The following is a 16,302-nucleotide window of genomic DNA, read 5'->3' as shown; positions in this document are numbered from 1 at the left end:
CACCCGAACACGCAGGAAGTCCGGCGAGAACGGGCAGCGCGCGGCGGCCCCCGCGACCAAGCCTGCCACCGCTCCGAAGCGCCGCGCCGCGAGCGCGCCCGCGAAGGCCGTGGTGCCCACCGAGACGCGGGCCAAGTCGCTGCTGCAGCGGGTCATTCTGCCGCGTCCCGGCGAACCGCTGGACGTGCGGACCCTCTACCTGGAGGAATCCACGACCAACGCGCGTCGCGCGCACGCCACCAGCCGGACCGAACTGTCGATCGGCGCGGAGTCGGAGGTGTCGTTCTGCACCTACTTCAACGCGTTGCCCGCCAGCTACTGGCGTCGCTGGAGCGTGCTGAACTCGGTGGTGCTGCGGCTGGAACTGGCCGGACACGGCCGGGTCGACATGTACCGCTCCAAGGCGGACGGGTCGCGAATCCACGTGCAGGGCAAGGAGTTCGCCGGCGCGGGCGTCGACGCGGCGACGGAGACGGTGGTTGTCGAGTTCGAGGCCGATCTCGGTCCGTTCGAGGACGGCGGCTGGCTCTGGTTCGACATCACCACCGACACGGCCGTCACGCTGCTGTCCGGTGGCTGGCACGCCCCGCAGGAGGCGCCGGGCACCGGCACCATCGCGGTCGGCATGCCCACCTTCAACCGGCCGACCGACCTGGTCAAGACCCTCGCCGCACTGGGTTCGGACCCGCTGGTGCTCGGCAACGTGGCCGCGGTGATCGTGGCTGATCAGGGCAACCGCAAGGTCGTCGACGAGCCCGGTTTCACCGAGGCCGCCGCGACGCTGGGCGACCGGCTGAGCATCCACGACCAGCCCAATCTCGGCGGGTCCGGCGGGTACAGCCGCGTCATGTACGAGGCGCTGAAGACCGACGCCGAGTACATCGTCTACATGGACGACGACATCGAGATCGAGCCCGACTCCATCCTGCGCGCCCTCGCGTTCTCCCGGTTCGCGAAGTCGCCGCTGCTGGTGGGCGGGCAGATGCTGAACCTGCAGGAGCGTTCGCACCTGCACAGCATGGGCGAGGTCGTCGACCGCTCGATCTTCATGTGGTCCTCGGCGCCGAATGTCGAATACGACCACGACTTCTCGAAGTACCCGCTCAAGGACCGCGACAACTCCAAGCTGCTGCACCGGCGCATCGACGTCGACTTCAACGGCTGGTGGACCTGTGTGATCCCGCGTCAGGTCGCCGAGGAGCTCGGTCAGCCGCTGCCGCTGTTCCTCAAGTGGGACGACGTCGAGTACGGCCTGCGCGCGCGCGATGCCGGCTACCCGACCATCACCCTTCCGGGCGCGGCCGTCTGGCATATGGCCTGGTCCGACAAGGACGACGCGATCGACTGGCAGGCCTATTTCCACCTGCGCAACCGCCTCGTTGTCGCCTCCCTGCACATGCCCGGCGACGGCAAGCCGATGATCGTCAACACGATCAAGGCAACGCTGAAACACCTTCTCTGCCTTGAATACTCGACGGTCGCCATCCAGAACGAGGCGATCCGCGACTTCCTGGCGGGCCCGGAGGGTCTGTTCGACCTGCTCCCCTCCGCGCTGGGCAAGATCCACGGCATGCGCAAGGAGTTCCCGGACGCTGTGGTCGTGCCCTCGTCCACCGAACTCCCGCTGGCCAACCGCCACGGTGTCGGCGCGGTCGGCGAACCGGGCAACCCCATCGCGAAGGTCGCGCGCCTGGCCAAGGGTGTGGTGCACAACTTCCGCAAGGCCGACCCAGCCGCCTACGAGACACCGCAGCTCAATGTGCCGACGCTGGACGCGCGCTGGTATCTGCTCTCGCAGGTCGACGGTGTCACCGTGACCACCGCCGACGGCCGCGGCGTCGTCTACCGCAAGCGTGACCCGCGCCAGGCCCGCGACCTGCTCAAGGAAGCGATGCGCCTGCGCAAGGAACTCACTGCCCGCTTCCCGGAGATGCAGCAGCGCTACCGGGCCGCGCACGCCGAGCTCACCAGCACGGCGGCGTGGGAGAAGACCTTCGGCTTGAACGGAACCGCGAAGTGACCAACACCGAACTGCCCGAAGTGGAAATGGCCGAGGAAGGCTGCTGCGGCGGCTGCGATTGCAGCGGCGACTACGTAGAGGTCCCGGTCGAGGTCGCGATCCTCAACGCCGTGCAGGGCACCATCGGCACCAGCCCGGCCGTCGTCTCCGCCGCGCGCGGCATGTCGCACTTCGGCGAGCACGCGCTCGGCTGGGTCGGCATCGCCGCCGCGGGCTGGCTGGTCGACAAGCCGCGCCGCCGTCAGTGGGCCGGTGTCGCGGTGGGCGCGGTGGGTGCGCACGCCGCCTCGATCGTGATCAAGCGGATCGTCCGGCGCCCGCGACCCAACGATCCGTCGGTGCAGGTCAACGTGTCGACGCCGAGCAAGTTGAGCTTCCCGTCCTCGCACGCCACCTCCACCACGGCGGCGGCGGTGTTGCTCGGGCGCTTGACCGGGCTACCCTTGCCTGCGGTGATCGTCCCACCGATGCTGCTGTCCCGGGTTGTGCTCGGGGTGCATTACCCTTCCGACGTGATCGCCGGTTCCGCTTTGGGGGCCGCGTCGGCTGCTGCCGTGCTAGCCGCCGAGAAGAGACTCCGACAGTGACCGCAACCGAAAGAACTTTGGCCCAGATGAGCGAAGAACCGTCCGCCACCGTCCTTGACGAGGGTGCTGTGAAGGGCCCGCCGAAGACGCTGTTCGGTGGTGTCATCAAGGCCATGCGCCCACGTCAGTGGGTGAAGAACGTCCTGGTGCTCGCCGCACCGCTCGCCGTCGGGCCCGAAGCCGTCAGCGACGCGAGCGTGCTCGTGCATGTCGCGATCGCGTTCATCGTGTTCTGCATGGCGGCCTCCGGCATCTACCTGGTCAACGACTCACTCGACGTCGACGCCGACCGGGCGCACCCGACCAAGCGGTTCCGGCCGATCGCGGCGGGCGTCGTTCCTGTCAACCTGGCTTACGCCCTGTCGGCGGTGCTGCTGATCGGCTCGATCGCCGGTTCGTTCCTGGCGTCCTGGAATCTGGCCGTGGTGATGGCGATCTACATCGGCATCCAGCTGGCCTACTGCCTCGGCCTCAAGCACCAGGCCGTGCTCGATATCTGCATCGTGTCCTCGGGCTTCCTGCTGCGCGCCGTCGCCGGTGGCGCGGCCGCCGGGATCGCGCTGTCGCAGTGGTTCCTGCTGGTCATGGCGTTCGGTTCGCTGTTCATGGCGGCGGGCAAGCGCTATGCGGAACTGGCGCTCGCGCTGGACACCGGCGCGAAGATCCGTAAGTCACTCGAGTACTACACGCCGACCTACCTGCGCTTCATCTGGACCCTCGCGGCCACCGCCGTCGTGATCTTCTACGGCCTGTGGGCGTTCGAGCAGGCCGAGTTGCGCGACACCCAGTGGTACTCGATCTCGATGGTGCCGTTTACCATCGCAATCCTGCGTTACGCGGTCGACGTCGATGGTGGCGGGGCCGGTGAACCCGAAGAGATCGCGTTGGGGGACCGCATCCTGCAGTTCCTCGCTATTGCCTGGATCGGAGCGGTAGGTGTCGCTGTCTATCTCACCTGACGAGATGCTGGTAGCGGAGCAGGATTCAATCGAAAACGAGCAGCTACGCGACGACGAGTCGCCGCGTAGCGACGCGCGTTTCCCGGTTCTGTCCCGCGCCACCTTTGTCGGTGGGGTGGTACTCACCGCCGTGCTGTTCACGGTGGGTGCGTGGCAGCGGCGCTGGATCGCCGATGACGGCCTGATCGTGCTGCGCACGATCCGCAACCTGCTCGCGGGCAACGGCCCGGTCTTCAATGCCGACGAGCGGGTCGAGGCCAACACCAGCACCGCGTGGACCTACGTGGTCTGGTTCTTCTCGTGGCTCACCCAGGCTCGCCTCGAGTACGTGGTGCTCGGGGTGGCGCTGGTGGTTTCGGTGCTCGCGGTGGTGTTCGCGATGCTCGGCACCGCGCGGCTGTGGGGTGGAACCAGTGGTCAGCTGCTGATTCCGGCCGGTGTGCTGGTGTACATCGCTCTGCCGCCCGCGCGGGATTACGCGACCTCCGGGCTGGAGAGCGGTCTGGTGATCTGCTGGGTCGGGCTGCTGTGGTGGCTGATGATCCGCTGGAGTCAGGCCGCTGTCGTTCGCGTGCCGAGCCTGTTGGGTCTGGTCTTCCTGGCCGGGCTCGCGCCGCTCGTTCGCCCCGAGGCCGCGCTGATCGGCGTGCTCGCGCTCGGCATGATCTTCCTCGCGCCGATGCCGCAGTTCCGGTTCGGCCCGATCGTGTTGCGCGCGCTGATCGTGTTCGTCGCCGGGATCGTGCCGGTGGGGTACCAGATCTGGCGGATGGGCTACTACGGCCTGCCCTACCCGAACACCGCGGTCGCCAAGGACGCGGGCGGCGCCAAGTGGGGACAGGGCGCCACGTACCTGTGGGACCTGGTCGGCCCGTACTACCTGTGGATTCCGCTGCTCGTGCTGCTGATCGCGGGTGTGGTCGCGGGGATCGCGCGTGGCTTCGCGCTGCCGCGATTGACGGTGGCCGGTGTGCGGGCATGGCTGCGTTCGCCGAGCGCGGTGGTCGTGATGGTGCTGGCCAGCGGCCTGCTGCTCACCGTGTACGCGGTGCGCGTGGGCGGCGACTTCATGCACGGGCGAATGCTGCTCACCCAGCTGTTCCTGCTGCTGTTGCCGGTGGCTGTCGTCCCGATCCCGACGCGATTTCGACACAGCGACTGGTCCGTTGTTCTGCTGTTGACAGCGTTGCTCGGCACTGCGGGCTGGTCGCTGTACGCGGCGAGCACCACGGCGATCACGACCGGCACCAAGATCCGGTCTTCCGGCATCGTCGACGAGCGCATCTACTACGTGCTCAACACCGGCAAGGACCACCCGATCCTGGCCGAGGACTACCTCGACTACCCGCGCATGCGGGCCATGGTCAACGACATTGCCGACAACCCCAACGGTGGCCTGCTGCTCAACTCGCCCGCCTACACGTTCTGGTACCTCGACCCGCCCCCGCAGCCGATCCCAGAGGGTGGCTCCGGGCACACGGTCTACTTCCTGAACTTGGGCATGACGAGCATGAATGTGCCCCTCGACGTGCGAGTGATCGACCCGATGGGCCTGGCCTACCCGCTGGCCGCGCATTCGGACCGGCTCGCCGACGGCCGCATCGGCCACGACAAGAGCCTGCTGCCGGACTGGGTGGTCGCCGACTCGGGCATGGTCGACCTCCACCCATGGATGCCCTGGTACATGGACGAGGAATGGGTCACCCAGGCCCGCACGGCCATGTCGTGCCCGCAAACGCAGGCGCTGATGATCTCCACCCGCGCTCCGATGACGTTCGATCGTTTCAAGCACAACCTTCGTCACGCCATGTCGTTCGCGAAATATCGCATCGACCGGGTGCCCAAGTACGAAATCCAGCGGTGCGGACTCGTGGACCCGTTCCCGGAACCGCCTCGCTGAAACCCCTCGGCCTGGGTTTTCACAGTGGCGTTCGCCGCTAAATCACTTTTCGGTAACGCCAGGCTATCGATGTAGCGATATGGTCACTGAGGAACGAGACCCGTCGGCGCACTGGTGTGCCGGTATCTAGTCGGCGGTCATTGCAACCGCGGTTCCGCGCGAACCGCTCGAGGAAAGGCCCATAACAGAATGCGTGGCGGACGTCTCAGAGCCCGGGGAGCCGGCTGGCTCAAACGATCGGTGCTCCTCTCCCTGGCTGTAGTGCTGCCGATCGGTGCGGCGGTGGCTGGTCCCACCGGCACCGCGACGGCGGCCTTCGATCCCACAGCTTTCGACTTCTGGGTCGACTCGGAGATGGGCCCGATCAAGTCGCGGATCTTCCGCGCGGCCGATGGCAACACCAATCGGGTCGTGTACGCGCTCGACGGTATGCGTGCGGGCGACGACCTCAGCGGCTGGGAAAAAGACACCAATGTCGCCCGCGCGCTGATGAACGCCAACATCAACGTCGTGATGCCGGTCGGCGGCCAGTCCAGCTTCTACGCCGACTGGAACGCACCGAGCAGCTTCTTCGGCCTCGACGCCGGTTCGGGTGGTAGCTCCACCGGTTCGGCGGCGACCGGTTCGGCGATGACCGGTTCGTCGGTCGCGCCCACCCAGGTGGCAGGCAAGAAGAACACCTACAAGTGGGAAACCTTCCTCACGAGCCACCTGCGCAACGCGCTGTCGGCCCGTCTGGGCTTCAACCCCAACAACAACGGCGTGTTCGGTCTGTCGATGGGTGGCTCCGCCGCGCTGACGCTGGCCGCCTACCACCCCGACCAGTTCAGCTTCGCGGGCTCGTTCTCCGGGTACCTGAACATCTCGGCGCCCGGTATGCGTGAAGCCATGCGCGTGGCGATGGTCTCGGCCGGCGCCTTCAACATCGACGCGATGGCGCCGCCGTGGGGCCAGCAGTGGTTCCACATGGACCCGTTCGTGTTCGCTCCGCGCTTGGTCGCCAACGGCACCCGCATCTGGGTCTCCGCGGCCAGCGGTATCCCCGGTGCGGGCGATGTGTCCAACCCGATGGAGATCGTCCAGGGCGTCCCGCTGGAGCTGCTCGCGATGGTGAACAGCCGCGCGTTCCAGGTCCGCATGGCCACCCTCGGCGGCGGCAACGCCCACTTCGACTTCCCGATCACCGGCGTGCACAACTGGCGCAACTGGGAAACCGAAGTCAACCGCATGATCCCGGACCTTTCCGCGAACATCGGCTAGTAAACCCCGCTAGACCCTGAAACCCGCTCGGTGCCTCGTCAGCACCGGGCGGGTTTTCTCGTCTTTTCGTCACGATCCGAGAGATCCTCGGTGACGAATCATGTGCGACAGATCGCCAGGAGTTGTGCTCGGGGTCACTTTCCAGCAACATGTACACCCATCGTCACCGATTGATACACAGTGAGCATGCGTCGAGGTTGAATCGTCCGTTTTGCCCTGGATTGGTTTCTCTCGACGTCCGATGAGGGATCCGATTGCGTAGCTCGGTATTTGCGCGTTCGGTCTGCGAGAAAGGTCTAGTCGAATGCGAACACTGCGCCGCAAGCGTGGGCCCGTGAAGACCGCAGCCCCTGGTTCCTGGGCTAGGCGTTGGGCCGCGGGCGTATCCATGGCTCTGCTCGTTCCGATCGCGACGGCCGTCACCGGGGGGATCGCGCCCGCTTCGGCCGGCTTCAACGGCAATGCCTTCGACTTCTGGGTCGACTCCGGGATGGGCCCGATCAAATCGCGCGTGCTACGCGCCGCGAACGGCAACCTGGACCGCGTTGTCTACGTCCTCGACGGTATGCGCGCACCGGAGCACCTCAACGGCTGGGAGATCGAAACCGATATCCCCAATGCGCTGGCCGCGGCCAATATCAATGTGGTGATGCCGGTCGGTGGCATGTCCAGCTTCTACGCCGACTGGAACGCACCGAGCGATTTCTTCGGCATTCCTGCCAACGGTGCACCGACCTCGGGTTCCGGTGCGGGCAACGCGCTGTCCGGCGGGCCAGGAAAAAGCTACCGATACCAGTGGGAATCGTTCCTCACCGGCGACCTGCGCAACGCACTCGCCGACCGGCTCGGCTTCAACCGCTTCCGTAATGGCGTGTTCGGGCTGTCGATGGGCGGCTCGGCCGCGCTGACGCTGGCCGCCTACCACCCGGACCAGTTCTCCTTCGCCGGTGCGTATTCGGGCTACCTGAACATCTCGGCCCCCGGCATGCGCGAGGCCATCCGGCTCGCGATGATCGACGCTGGCGGCTACAACGTGGACGCCATGGCGCCGCCGTGGGGCCCACAGTGGTTCCACATGGACCCGTTCGTGTTCGCCCCCAACCTGGTAGGCAACAACACCCGGCTGTGGATAGCGGCAGGCTCGGGGTTGCCGACCAGTGCCGATGGCCCGAACATGGCCACCGTCAACGGGATGGCGCTGGAAGCTTTGGCGCTGGCCAACACCAAGGCGTTCGAAGTCCGGATGGCGACACTCGGCGCCCGCAACGTCACCTACTCTTTCCCGGCCTTCGGCATCCACGCCTGGAACACCTGGAATGACGAGGCCCTGCGGATGATCCCGGATTTGTCGAACAACATCGGCTAGCCGATCTCCCACAAACGCCCGGCGCATAAGTGCGCCGGGCGTTTATTTTCTCCCGGTAACTCCTCGCCCCATAGGTCTACCGGGGTCGACCCGCCCAGACCGACACGCCGCCCATACGGGTATTTCACAGCCGAGTTCTGTTGGCCTTGCGGTTAATTGGTGGGTGGAATATCCTCCAGCGAGCGTAAGTGTGACCAGATCGTTGTTTCATCCGTCTGATCGACCGGGCTGTCGGGGCCGTGTCGGGGGGCGGCAGACGCGTCTGGCACGCCACAACAGCAGAAAGAGAGCGGAATTCACATGCGTTTCGGCAAGGCCGTCGCGCCGGCATCTCGTGGTTGGCGTAATCGAATTCTAGCTGTCGGCGCTGCAGCCCTTGTGCTGCCGATCGCCGCGGGAGCGGCCCCGACCGCGCTCGCCGCACCGGTGTCGGCACCCGCGCTGCGCGCACCGGCCGGTGGCTACGAAGAACTCATGGTGCCCTCGAAGATGGGCCCGGTGAAGGTCCAGGTTCAGTGGGCGCGCAACGGCGGCAACGCCGCGCTCTACCTGCTCGACGGCCTTCGTGCCCGGGACGACCGCAACGCCTGGTCGTTCGAGACCAACGCGATGCAGCAGTTCGGCAACGACAACGTCACCCTGGTGATGCCGGTGGGTGGCCAGTCCAGCTGGTACGCCGACTGGACCGCCGCGAGCAACACCAACGGCCAGAAGACCACGTACAAGTGGGAGACCTTCCTGACCGAAGAGCTCCCGGCCTTCCTCGAGGGCTACGGCGTTTCCCGCAGCAACAACGCGGTGCTCGGCCTGTCGATGTCGGGCCCGGCCGCGCTGCGCCTGGCCGCGCTGAACCGCAATCAGTTCAAGCACGCGTCCTCGCTCTCGGGTCCGCTGAACTGGGGCGCCCCCGGCATGCGTGAGGCCATCCGCGTGATGATGCTCGACGCGGGCCGGTTCAACGTCGACGCCATGGCCGCTCCGTGGAGCTCGGCGTGGCTGCGGATGGACCCGATGGTGTTCGCGCCCGAGCTGCGCGGCCTGCCGATGTTCATCTCCTCGGCCAACGGCCTGCCGTCCAAGCACGACAACCCGGCCGGCCTCGGCGGTGTCTACAACACCGGCAATGCGATGGCCATCGAGGCCATCTCGTTCGTGAGCACGATGGCCTTCCAGCGTCGTCTCAACACCCTCGGCATCAATGCCGTCTACGACATCGGTGCCCCCGGCACCCACTCGTGGAAGTACTGGGAAGACGAGCTGTGGAAGGCGCGTCCGCATATCCTGAATGCGCTGGGCGCCTAGTAGTTTCCGCTCAGCAACAACTCGAAGACCGGCTCACCCCCAGGGTGGGCCGGTCTTTTTGGTGTGCGCGCCCCTCGCGTGTCGTCCCCAGTTATCGCTGCCGGTTGCGGTACAACCGACGGTGAGGCTGTGTCCCCATTCCGGGATGATGGAGGGTCGCGTGTGATGAAACATCGTGTCTCGGTTCAGAGTGTTTCAGCGCCGATGCGGCGGATCCTCGCCATCGCGGCCATGGCCGCGGCCCTGCTCGCACCAGCCGTCAGCGTTCCCGCGCAGGCGCAACCGGCGGTGTCCGGGGTGCAGCGGGTGGATTGGCTCTCGGATCGGCGGGTGGCGCTGTGGGTGTACTCGGCCGCCATGAAGACCCCGATCCAGGTGCAGATGCTGTTGGCGCGGGACTGGAATGTGCGCCCCGACGCGAAGTTCCCGATGATGCTCATGCTCGACGGTCTGCGCGCGCAGGACGACGAGAGCGGCTGGACCAAGGACGCCGACGCCGAGGGCTTCTACGCCGACAAGAATGTCAACGTGGTGCTGCCGGTCGGCGGCCAGTCGAGCTGGTATTCGGACTGGCTCTCGCCCGACAACGGCTTCAACTACAAGTGGGAGACGTTCCTGACCAAGGAACTCCCGCCGATCCTCGAGCGTGATTGGCGAACCACGGATGTGCGTGGGGTGCAAGGACTTTCGATGGGCGGAACGGCCGCGATGAATCTCGCGGGCCGCAACCCCGGGCTGATGAAATACGTGGCCTCCTACTCGGGCCTGCTCACTACGACGACACTCGGGATGCCGCAGGCGATCACGTTCGCCGTCAAGGACGCGGGCGGTTTCGACTCGAGCGCGATGTGGGGCCCTCCCGGCAGCCCGGAGTGGGATGCGCACGATCCGTATCTGCTGGCCGACAAGCTCGAGGGCATCAGCATGTACGTCTCCAGCGGTAGCGGGCTGGCGGGCACCCACGATCAGCTCAGTGGAGTGCCGATGATCGCCGAGAACTGGGCGGGCACCGGCCTGGAGATCCTCTCGCGCCTGTCCACCCAGAACTTCGTCGCCAAGCTCGAGAAGCTGGCGATCCCGGTGCAGGCGAATTACCGCCCCGCGGGCACCCACACGTGGCCCTACTGGGATTTCGAGATGCGTCAGTCCTGGTCGCAGGCGGCCGCGGCGCTCGGTACCGATCCCGGCGGCGCCACCTGCACGCTCGGCGGTGCGATCGCCGGGGTCGCGCAAGCGGTGAACTGGCTTGGCAACTGCCTGACCGCGGAGTACCCGGCGGGCACCGGAATGGTGCAGGACTTCTCGAACGGCCGCGTGTTCCATTCCGCCGCGGCGGGCACGCACGCGGTGGGCGGGCGCATCGGAGGTACCTACGCCGGTATCGGCGGCGCGTCCTCGCCGCTCGGCATGCCCACCGGAGGCGAGCACGGCCTACCCGACGGGCGCGGCCGCATGCAGACCTTCGAAGGCGGCTCGATCTACTGGACCCCCCAGACCGGCGCGCAGGTGATGCGCGGCGCGTTCCTCGAGGAGTGGGCCAAGCAGGGCTTCGAGGGCGGTCCCGCCGGCTACCCGGTGGCCGCCGAGGCGCGCACACCCAGCCGTGACGGCTCGGTACAGGCCTTCGAACACGGGCCGATGTTCTACAGCCCGGCCACCGGCGCACACCGGGTGCAGGGCTTCATCCTGGACAAGTACAGCCAGCTCGGCTTCGAGAACAGCCCGCTCGGTTTCCCGGTCGCCGAGGAGGCGCCGCTGAAGGATCTCGGGCGCTACAGCCGGTTCGAGGGCGGCAATATCTACTGGAGCCCGCTCTCGGGCGCCTGGTCGGTGCGCAACGGCGCGCTCGCCGACGCCTGGGGTGCGCAGGGGTTCGAGAACGGCAGGCTCGGGTATCCGGTGAGCGACGAATTCGCAGTTCCGGGCGGAATCCAGCAAAACTTTCAGACCGGGTTCATCGTGGTGCGAGATGGCAAATCCGAAGTCCACGGGGTGTGAGCTCGGGCTGAGAACTCTCTGAGCTTCGCCGCGTGGTGCCCGTCAGCGCCGATTGTCCGGCTAGCCTGGTCTGCGACCGCTTCCCTGACGAACGATCGAGGAAAGACATCTTCATGCATCGGATCCCTGGCAAGGTAGCCGGATCGGTCGCGGCCCTGGCTGCCGTCGCCCTCTTGTCCGCCTGTGGCGGCAACGACTCGACCGCGTCGCAGACGCCCACCCTCTCCAGCAGCGCAGCCGCGAAGTCGACAACGACGCCGCCTGTGGTCATCGAGCCGCCGGCCGAGGCCCCGTCGAGCACCGCGGTGGAGCCGAGCGCGTCTGCCGAGGAGCCGACGCCCATCCCGCAGACCAGCGCCCCCGCGCCCGCGACCGGCAAGGACAAGGCGTTCCTCGACGAGCTCGCCAAGAACGGCATCACCCCGGCCGACACGACGAGCGCGCTGACCGCCGCCACCTACATCTGCTCGACCAAGGGCACCGGCGCCAGTGAGGCCGATGTCGCCACCTTCGTCGCCGCGATGGCGGGCACCGACCCCGCCTTCGACGCGTCGAAGATGGACGTCAACAAGGCAGCTCAGATCTACATCGCTGCCGCGAACTCGACCTACTGCTAGTGACGCCCCGACCGACGCGACGCTCCCGCAGGTTCTGGCCTGCGGGATGCTTCACCGTGCTGGCGCTGCTCGTCCTGGCGATCATCGTCATCGTGCTGCTCTGGTACCTGCTCGCCGGCCGGTTGAAAGAGCCGCCACCGACGCCGCCCGGTCCGCCGCCGCCGACGTCGCAGTCGGCGGAGTGCCCCGATGTGATGCTGCTCTCGATCCCGGGGACCTGGGAGTCGTCGAGCACCGACGATCCGTATAACCCGCACGCGAACCCGATCTCGTTGATGCTCAGCGTTTCCGGGCCGCTGCGCGCGCAGTTCCCGGACAACCGGCTCGAGGTGTACACGGTCCCGTACGTGGCCCAGTTCTCGAATCCGATCGCGTTCCCGCCCGACGGCCAGGCGTCCTACAACAACAGCCGCACCGAGGGCACCGCGCGCGCCACCGACGTCCTGGCCCAGCGCCACCAGGAATGCCCGTTGACGAACTTCGTCATCTCGGGCTTCTCCCAGGGCGCGGTGATCGCCGGTGACGTAGCCGCCCAGATCGGCGCGGGCAACGGCCCGATCCCGGAAGCCAACGTGCTCGGCGTGACAGTGATCGCCGACGGCCGCCGCACCGCGACCGGTCCAGGACAGCCCACCGAGATCGGTGACCCCCCGCCGACGGGTGAGGGTGCCGAGGTGGCGCTCAAGGGCGTCAACGTGCCGGGCATCAGCATGACCGGTCCGCGCCCTGGCGGTTTCGGCACGCTGGCACCGAAGGTGAACTCCATCTGCGCGCCCGGCGACATGATCTGCGACGCACCACGCCAGGCCCTCAATCCGGCCAACGCGCTCGGCAGCCTGGCGGCGCTGATCCGCTCGGCCGGCAACCCGGTGCACGCGCTGTACGCCTCGAATCCGGTGGACAGCGACGGCACAACGGCCACCCAGTGGACGGTCGACTGGGCCGCCGCGCTCATCGAGAACGCACCACATCCGCCACATTCCTGACGGAGTTGTCACAGTCACAGCGGGGGCATGATTGCCATGGTTCATGCCTCGCTGTGACATCCGCACGCCGGATCGCTCGCACGCTGTAAAGTGCGCTGGGAATTGCGCCCGAGTACACACCAGCCAGGAGCGAAGAGTTCATGACCGAAGCTGCCGCACCCGTCGGTGAGTTGACCGCGCTGGGTACGCCGCTGCGTCCGTTCCGCTTCGGAGCGGCCGGAGAGGGCAACAAGCAGGAGGGTGGCGCGCGCAAGTTCGTTCAGACGGCGCAGGAAGCCGAAGAGATGGGTTACGACACCTTCTTCGTTCCTGATCACCTGGGCGATCAGATCGGCCCGATCGCCGCGCTGGGCGCACTCACGCAGGCCACCAGCAAGATCCGCCTCGGCACCTCGGTGCTGGCCAATGGGTTGCGCCATCCGGTCGTGGTCGCCAAGGAGCTGGCCACCCTCGATGTCCTGTCCAAGGGGCGCCTCGAGGTCGGCGTCGGCGCGGGCTGGATCAAGGAAGAGTTCGACAACGCGGGCATCCCGTTCGAGCGTCCCGGCATCCGGCTGGAGAAGCTCGACGAGTCGCTGACCATCCTGGACACGCTGCTGCGCGGCCAGGAGTGCAATTTCGAGGGCAAGCACTACCAGGTGCGTGGCATCAAGGGCACCCCGCGCCCGCGCCAGGGCCCGCGCCCGCCGCTGTGCACCGGTGGCGGCGGTCCGAAGATGCTGGCGCTGGCGGCCAAGCACGCCGATATCGTCTCGGTCGTCCCGCAGACCACCAAGAACGGCAAGGGCCTGCTCTCGGGCATTACGCTCGAGAAGACGATCGAGAAGGTCAACATCGTCAAGGCCGCTGCCGGTGACCGCTTCGCCGACATCGAGCTGAACTGGGCGATCACCGCTATCGTCATCACCGACGACCGGGAGAAGACCGCCGAGATGGCGCTGCGCGCGATCGAACGCGGCCTGCATCCCGACCTCGAAGTCGACGTCGAACTGACCGTCGAGGAGATCCTGAGCTCGCCTTACATCGCGATCGGCACGTTCGAGGAGATCGCCGAACAGGTCAAGCGTGTGCGGCAACTCACTTCGATGTCGTATGTGGGCATCTTCCCCACCCAGATGGACGCTTTCGCGCCTGTCATTCCGCTGCTGCGGGAGGACTGAGCGGGGGTTCTCTGTAACATGACTCTGGTTTGAGAACATCTAGCCGATAGCGGTCACCGCGCAGACCGCTCGAAAATCCGCAGGGTTGTCGACTACGCACGTTCGTGCGAGTGCGATGGCCGGTGGCGATATAGCGAGTCGAGGCCGCAGAGCTTGTCATCGCGTCCTCGCAAGGAGAAGAAGGAATGGAAGAGACTTTCGACGACTACCTGGACGAGACCGGGAACATCATCATTCCCGAGGGTCGGACCCTGGTCGATCACGTCGAGAAGCACACCCGTAACGATGCGAATACGCTCGCGTACCGCTACATCGACTATTCGCGGGAACGTGACGGCGAGGTGCACGAGCTGACCTGGCAGGAGTTCGGAGTTCGGCTGCGCGCGGTGGCCGCTCGCCTGCAACAGGTGACCAACCCGGGCGACCGGGTCGCGATCCTCGCGCCGCAGGGCCTGGACTACGTGATCTCCTTCTTCGCGGCGATCTACGCTGGCACCATCTCGGTGCCGCTGTTCGATCCCGACGAGCCGGGCCACACCGACCGCTTGCACGCCGTCCTCGGCGACTGCGAGCCGTCGGCGATCCTCACCGCGACCTCCTCGGCCGCCGGTGTGCGCCAGTTCTTCCGCTCGCTGCCCGCCGCGCAGCGCCCGCGCATCATCGCCGTCGACGCCATCCCGGACACGCTCGGTGACTCCTGGGTGCGCCCCGACACCGCGGTCGGTGACATCGCCTACCTGCAGTACACCTCGGGTTCCACCCGGGTGCCCGCCGGTGTGGAGATCACGCACCGCGCGGTCGCCACCAACCTGCTGCAGATGATCAAGTCGCTGAACATGAACGAGAACTCGCGTGGTGTCACCTGGCTCCCGCTGTTCCACGACATGGGCCTGCTCACGGTGATCCTGCCCGCGGTCGGCGGCAAGTTCATCACCATCATGTCGCCGAGTGCGTTCGTGCGGCGTCCCTCGCGCTGGATCAACGAGCTGGCCGCGGTCTCCGACGGTGCGGGCACGTTCGCGGCCGCGCCGAACTTCGCGTTCGAGCACGCCGCCGCGCGTGGTGTGCCCAAGGCGGGCGAGTCGCTCGACCTGTCGAATGTGATCGGCCTGATCAACGGGTCCGAGCCGGTGACGGTCTCCTCGATGAAGAAGTTCAACGAGGCATTCGCGCCGTTCGGGCTGCCCAAGACCGCGATCAAGCCGTGCTACGGCATGGCGGAGGCGACGCTGTTCGTCTCGGCTACCCGCGCCGAGGACGAGGCCAAGTACGTCTACGTCGATCGCAACGAACTCAACGCGGGCCGCATGGTGCGCGTCGACCAGTCCGACGAGACCGCCATCGCGCAGGTGTCGTGTGGTTACGTCGGGTTGTCGCAGTGGGCCGCGATCGTGGATCCGGAATCGGCGGACACCGCGCAGGGCCGCGAACTGCCCGACGGCCAGGTCGGCGAGATCTGGCTGCACGGCAACAACATGGGCATCGGTTACTGGGGTCGCCCCGACGAGTCGACCAAGGCGTTCCGTAACAAGGTCACCGAGCCGGTCGCCGGCGGCCACACCGACGGCACCGATCCCGATGCCGACTGGATGCGCACCGGCGACTTCGGTGTGTACTTCGAGGGCGAGCTCTACATCACCGGTCGCGTCAAGGACCTGGTGATCGTCGACGGACGCAACCACTACCCGCAGGACCTGGAGTACTCCGCACAGGAGGCCTCCAAGGCGCTGCGTCCCGGTTTCGTCGCGGCCTTCGCGGTGCCCGCCAATCAGCTGCCCGCCGAGGTCTTCGCCGCCGACAGCCATTCCGGCCTGAAGTTCGACGTCGACGACGCGTCCGAGCAGCTGGTGGTCGTGGCCGAACGTGGCCCCGGCGCCGGTAAGGCCGACCCCGGCCCGATCGCCGACGCGGTGCGTGCCGCGGTGTCGATGCGCCACGGCGTGACCGCTCGTGACATCCTGCTGGTGCCCGCCGGTTCCATCCCGCGAACCTCCAGCGGCAAGATCGCCCGGCGCGCCTGCAAGGCCGCCTACCTCGAGGGAACGCTGCGCGGTGGTTACACCCAGCAGGCTTTCCCCGATGCACCGGAAGAGTAATTGGCTCGACACGGACACGACGCCCGGCATGCGCCTGCATGGCGGGCGTGG

Annotated in this window: 12 protein-coding genes; all 12 read left to right on the top strand. The window is 66.9% G+C overall.

The features are described from left to right. The first annotated feature begins 109 nt into the window (after positions 1-109). Positions 110-2,020 carry a glycosyltransferase gene (locus tag ACFWO8_RS09430; protein WP_378948160.1) on the top strand — a complete coding sequence of 637 codons (1,911 nt, stop codon included), beginning with the start codon at positions 110-112 and terminating at the stop codon, positions 2,018-2,020. A gap of 26 nt (positions 2,021-2,046) precedes the next feature. Next, positions 2,047-2,607: a phosphatase PAP2 family protein gene (locus ACFWO8_RS09425; RefSeq protein WP_378948156.1), complete on the top strand. Its 561-nt coding sequence runs from the start codon at positions 2,047-2,049 to the stop codon at positions 2,605-2,607. A gap of 26 nt (positions 2,608-2,633) precedes the next feature. Then, a complete protein-coding gene (locus ACFWO8_RS09420) occupies positions 2,634-3,566 on the top strand; it encodes a decaprenyl-phosphate phosphoribosyltransferase (protein WP_378946788.1) in 933 nt (310 codons plus the stop codon). Between the two features lie 4 nt (positions 3,567-3,570). After that, entirely contained in the window at positions 3,571-5,466 is a 1,896-nt protein-coding gene (gene zomB, locus ACFWO8_RS09415; protein WP_378948153.1) for a flagellar motor control protein ZomB, read from the top strand. Between the two features lie 189 nt (positions 5,467-5,655). Then, positions 5,656-6,726, top strand: a complete 1,071-nt coding sequence (locus ACFWO8_RS09410) for an alpha/beta hydrolase (protein WP_378946785.1) — start codon at positions 5,656-5,658, stop codon at positions 6,724-6,726. A gap of 304 nt (positions 6,727-7,030) precedes the next feature. Then, positions 7,031-8,092: an alpha/beta hydrolase gene (locus ACFWO8_RS09405; RefSeq protein WP_378946782.1), complete on the top strand. Its 1,062-nt coding sequence runs from the start codon at positions 7,031-7,033 to the stop codon at positions 8,090-8,092. Between the two features lie 300 nt (positions 8,093-8,392). Then, positions 8,393-9,394: an alpha/beta hydrolase gene (locus ACFWO8_RS09400; protein WP_378946777.1), complete on the top strand. Its 1,002-nt coding sequence runs from the start codon at positions 8,393-8,395 to the stop codon at positions 9,392-9,394. A gap of 204 nt (positions 9,395-9,598) precedes the next feature. Further along, positions 9,599-11,392: an alpha/beta hydrolase-fold protein gene (locus tag ACFWO8_RS09395; protein WP_378946774.1), complete on the top strand. Its 1,794-nt coding sequence runs from the start codon at positions 9,599-9,601 to the stop codon at positions 11,390-11,392. Positions 11,393-11,505: 113 nt separating this feature from the next. After that, entirely contained in the window at positions 11,506-12,009 is a 504-nt protein-coding gene (locus tag ACFWO8_RS09390) for a DUF732 domain-containing protein (protein ID WP_378946769.1), read from the top strand. Continuing rightward, positions 12,003-12,995, top strand: coding sequence for a cutinase family protein (locus tag ACFWO8_RS09385; RefSeq protein ID WP_378948150.1), 993 nt, complete (start codon positions 12,003-12,005; stop codon positions 12,993-12,995). The genes ACFWO8_RS09390 and ACFWO8_RS09385 overlap by 7 nt, the downstream gene beginning before the upstream one ends. Before the next feature lie 140 nt (positions 12,996-13,135). Continuing rightward, positions 13,136-14,155: an LLM class F420-dependent oxidoreductase gene (locus ACFWO8_RS09380; protein ID WP_056822285.1), complete on the top strand. Its 1,020-nt coding sequence runs from the start codon at positions 13,136-13,138 to the stop codon at positions 14,153-14,155. Between the two features lie 185 nt (positions 14,156-14,340). Beyond that, complete coding sequence (fadD32, locus tag ACFWO8_RS09375; RefSeq protein ID WP_378946763.1) at positions 14,341-16,251, top strand: long-chain-fatty-acid--AMP ligase FadD32; 1,911 nt, start codon at positions 14,341-14,343, stop codon at positions 16,249-16,251. Positions 16,252-16,302 lie beyond the last annotated feature (51 nt).

Source organism: Nocardia sp. NPDC058480 (assembly GCF_042720495.1).
GTDB lineage: Bacteria > Actinomycetota > Actinomycetes > Mycobacteriales > Mycobacteriaceae > Nocardia.
The sequence above is the reverse complement of the archived record's forward strand: the minus strand, read 5'-3'. Positions and strand labels throughout refer to the sequence as shown.

Coding starts and splice junctions, on each gene's coding strand:
- ACFWO8_RS09425 (WP_378948156.1), top strand. CDS start 2,047: ATGGCCGAGGAAGGCTGCTGCGGCGGCTGCGATTGCAGCGGCGACTAC.
- ACFWO8_RS09420 (WP_378946788.1), top strand. CDS start 2,634: ATGAGCGAAGAACCGTCCGCCACCGTCCTTGACGAGGGTGCTGTGAAG.
- zomB (WP_378948153.1), top strand. CDS start 3,571: ATGCTGGTAGCGGAGCAGGATTCAATCGAAAACGAGCAGCTACGCGAC.
- ACFWO8_RS09410 (WP_378946785.1), top strand. CDS start 5,656: ATGCGTGGCGGACGTCTCAGAGCCCGGGGAGCCGGCTGGCTCAAACGA.
- ACFWO8_RS09405 (WP_378946782.1), top strand. CDS start 7,031: ATGCGAACACTGCGCCGCAAGCGTGGGCCCGTGAAGACCGCAGCCCCT.
- ACFWO8_RS09400 (WP_378946777.1), top strand. CDS start 8,393: ATGCGTTTCGGCAAGGCCGTCGCGCCGGCATCTCGTGGTTGGCGTAAT.
- ACFWO8_RS09395 (WP_378946774.1), top strand. CDS start 9,599: ATGCGGCGGATCCTCGCCATCGCGGCCATGGCCGCGGCCCTGCTCGCA.
- ACFWO8_RS09390 (WP_378946769.1), top strand. CDS start 11,506: ATGCATCGGATCCCTGGCAAGGTAGCCGGATCGGTCGCGGCCCTGGCT.
- ACFWO8_RS09380 (WP_056822285.1), top strand. CDS start 13,136: ATGACCGAAGCTGCCGCACCCGTCGGTGAGTTGACCGCGCTGGGTACG.
- fadD32 (WP_378946763.1), top strand. CDS start 14,341: ATGGAAGAGACTTTCGACGACTACCTGGACGAGACCGGGAACATCATC.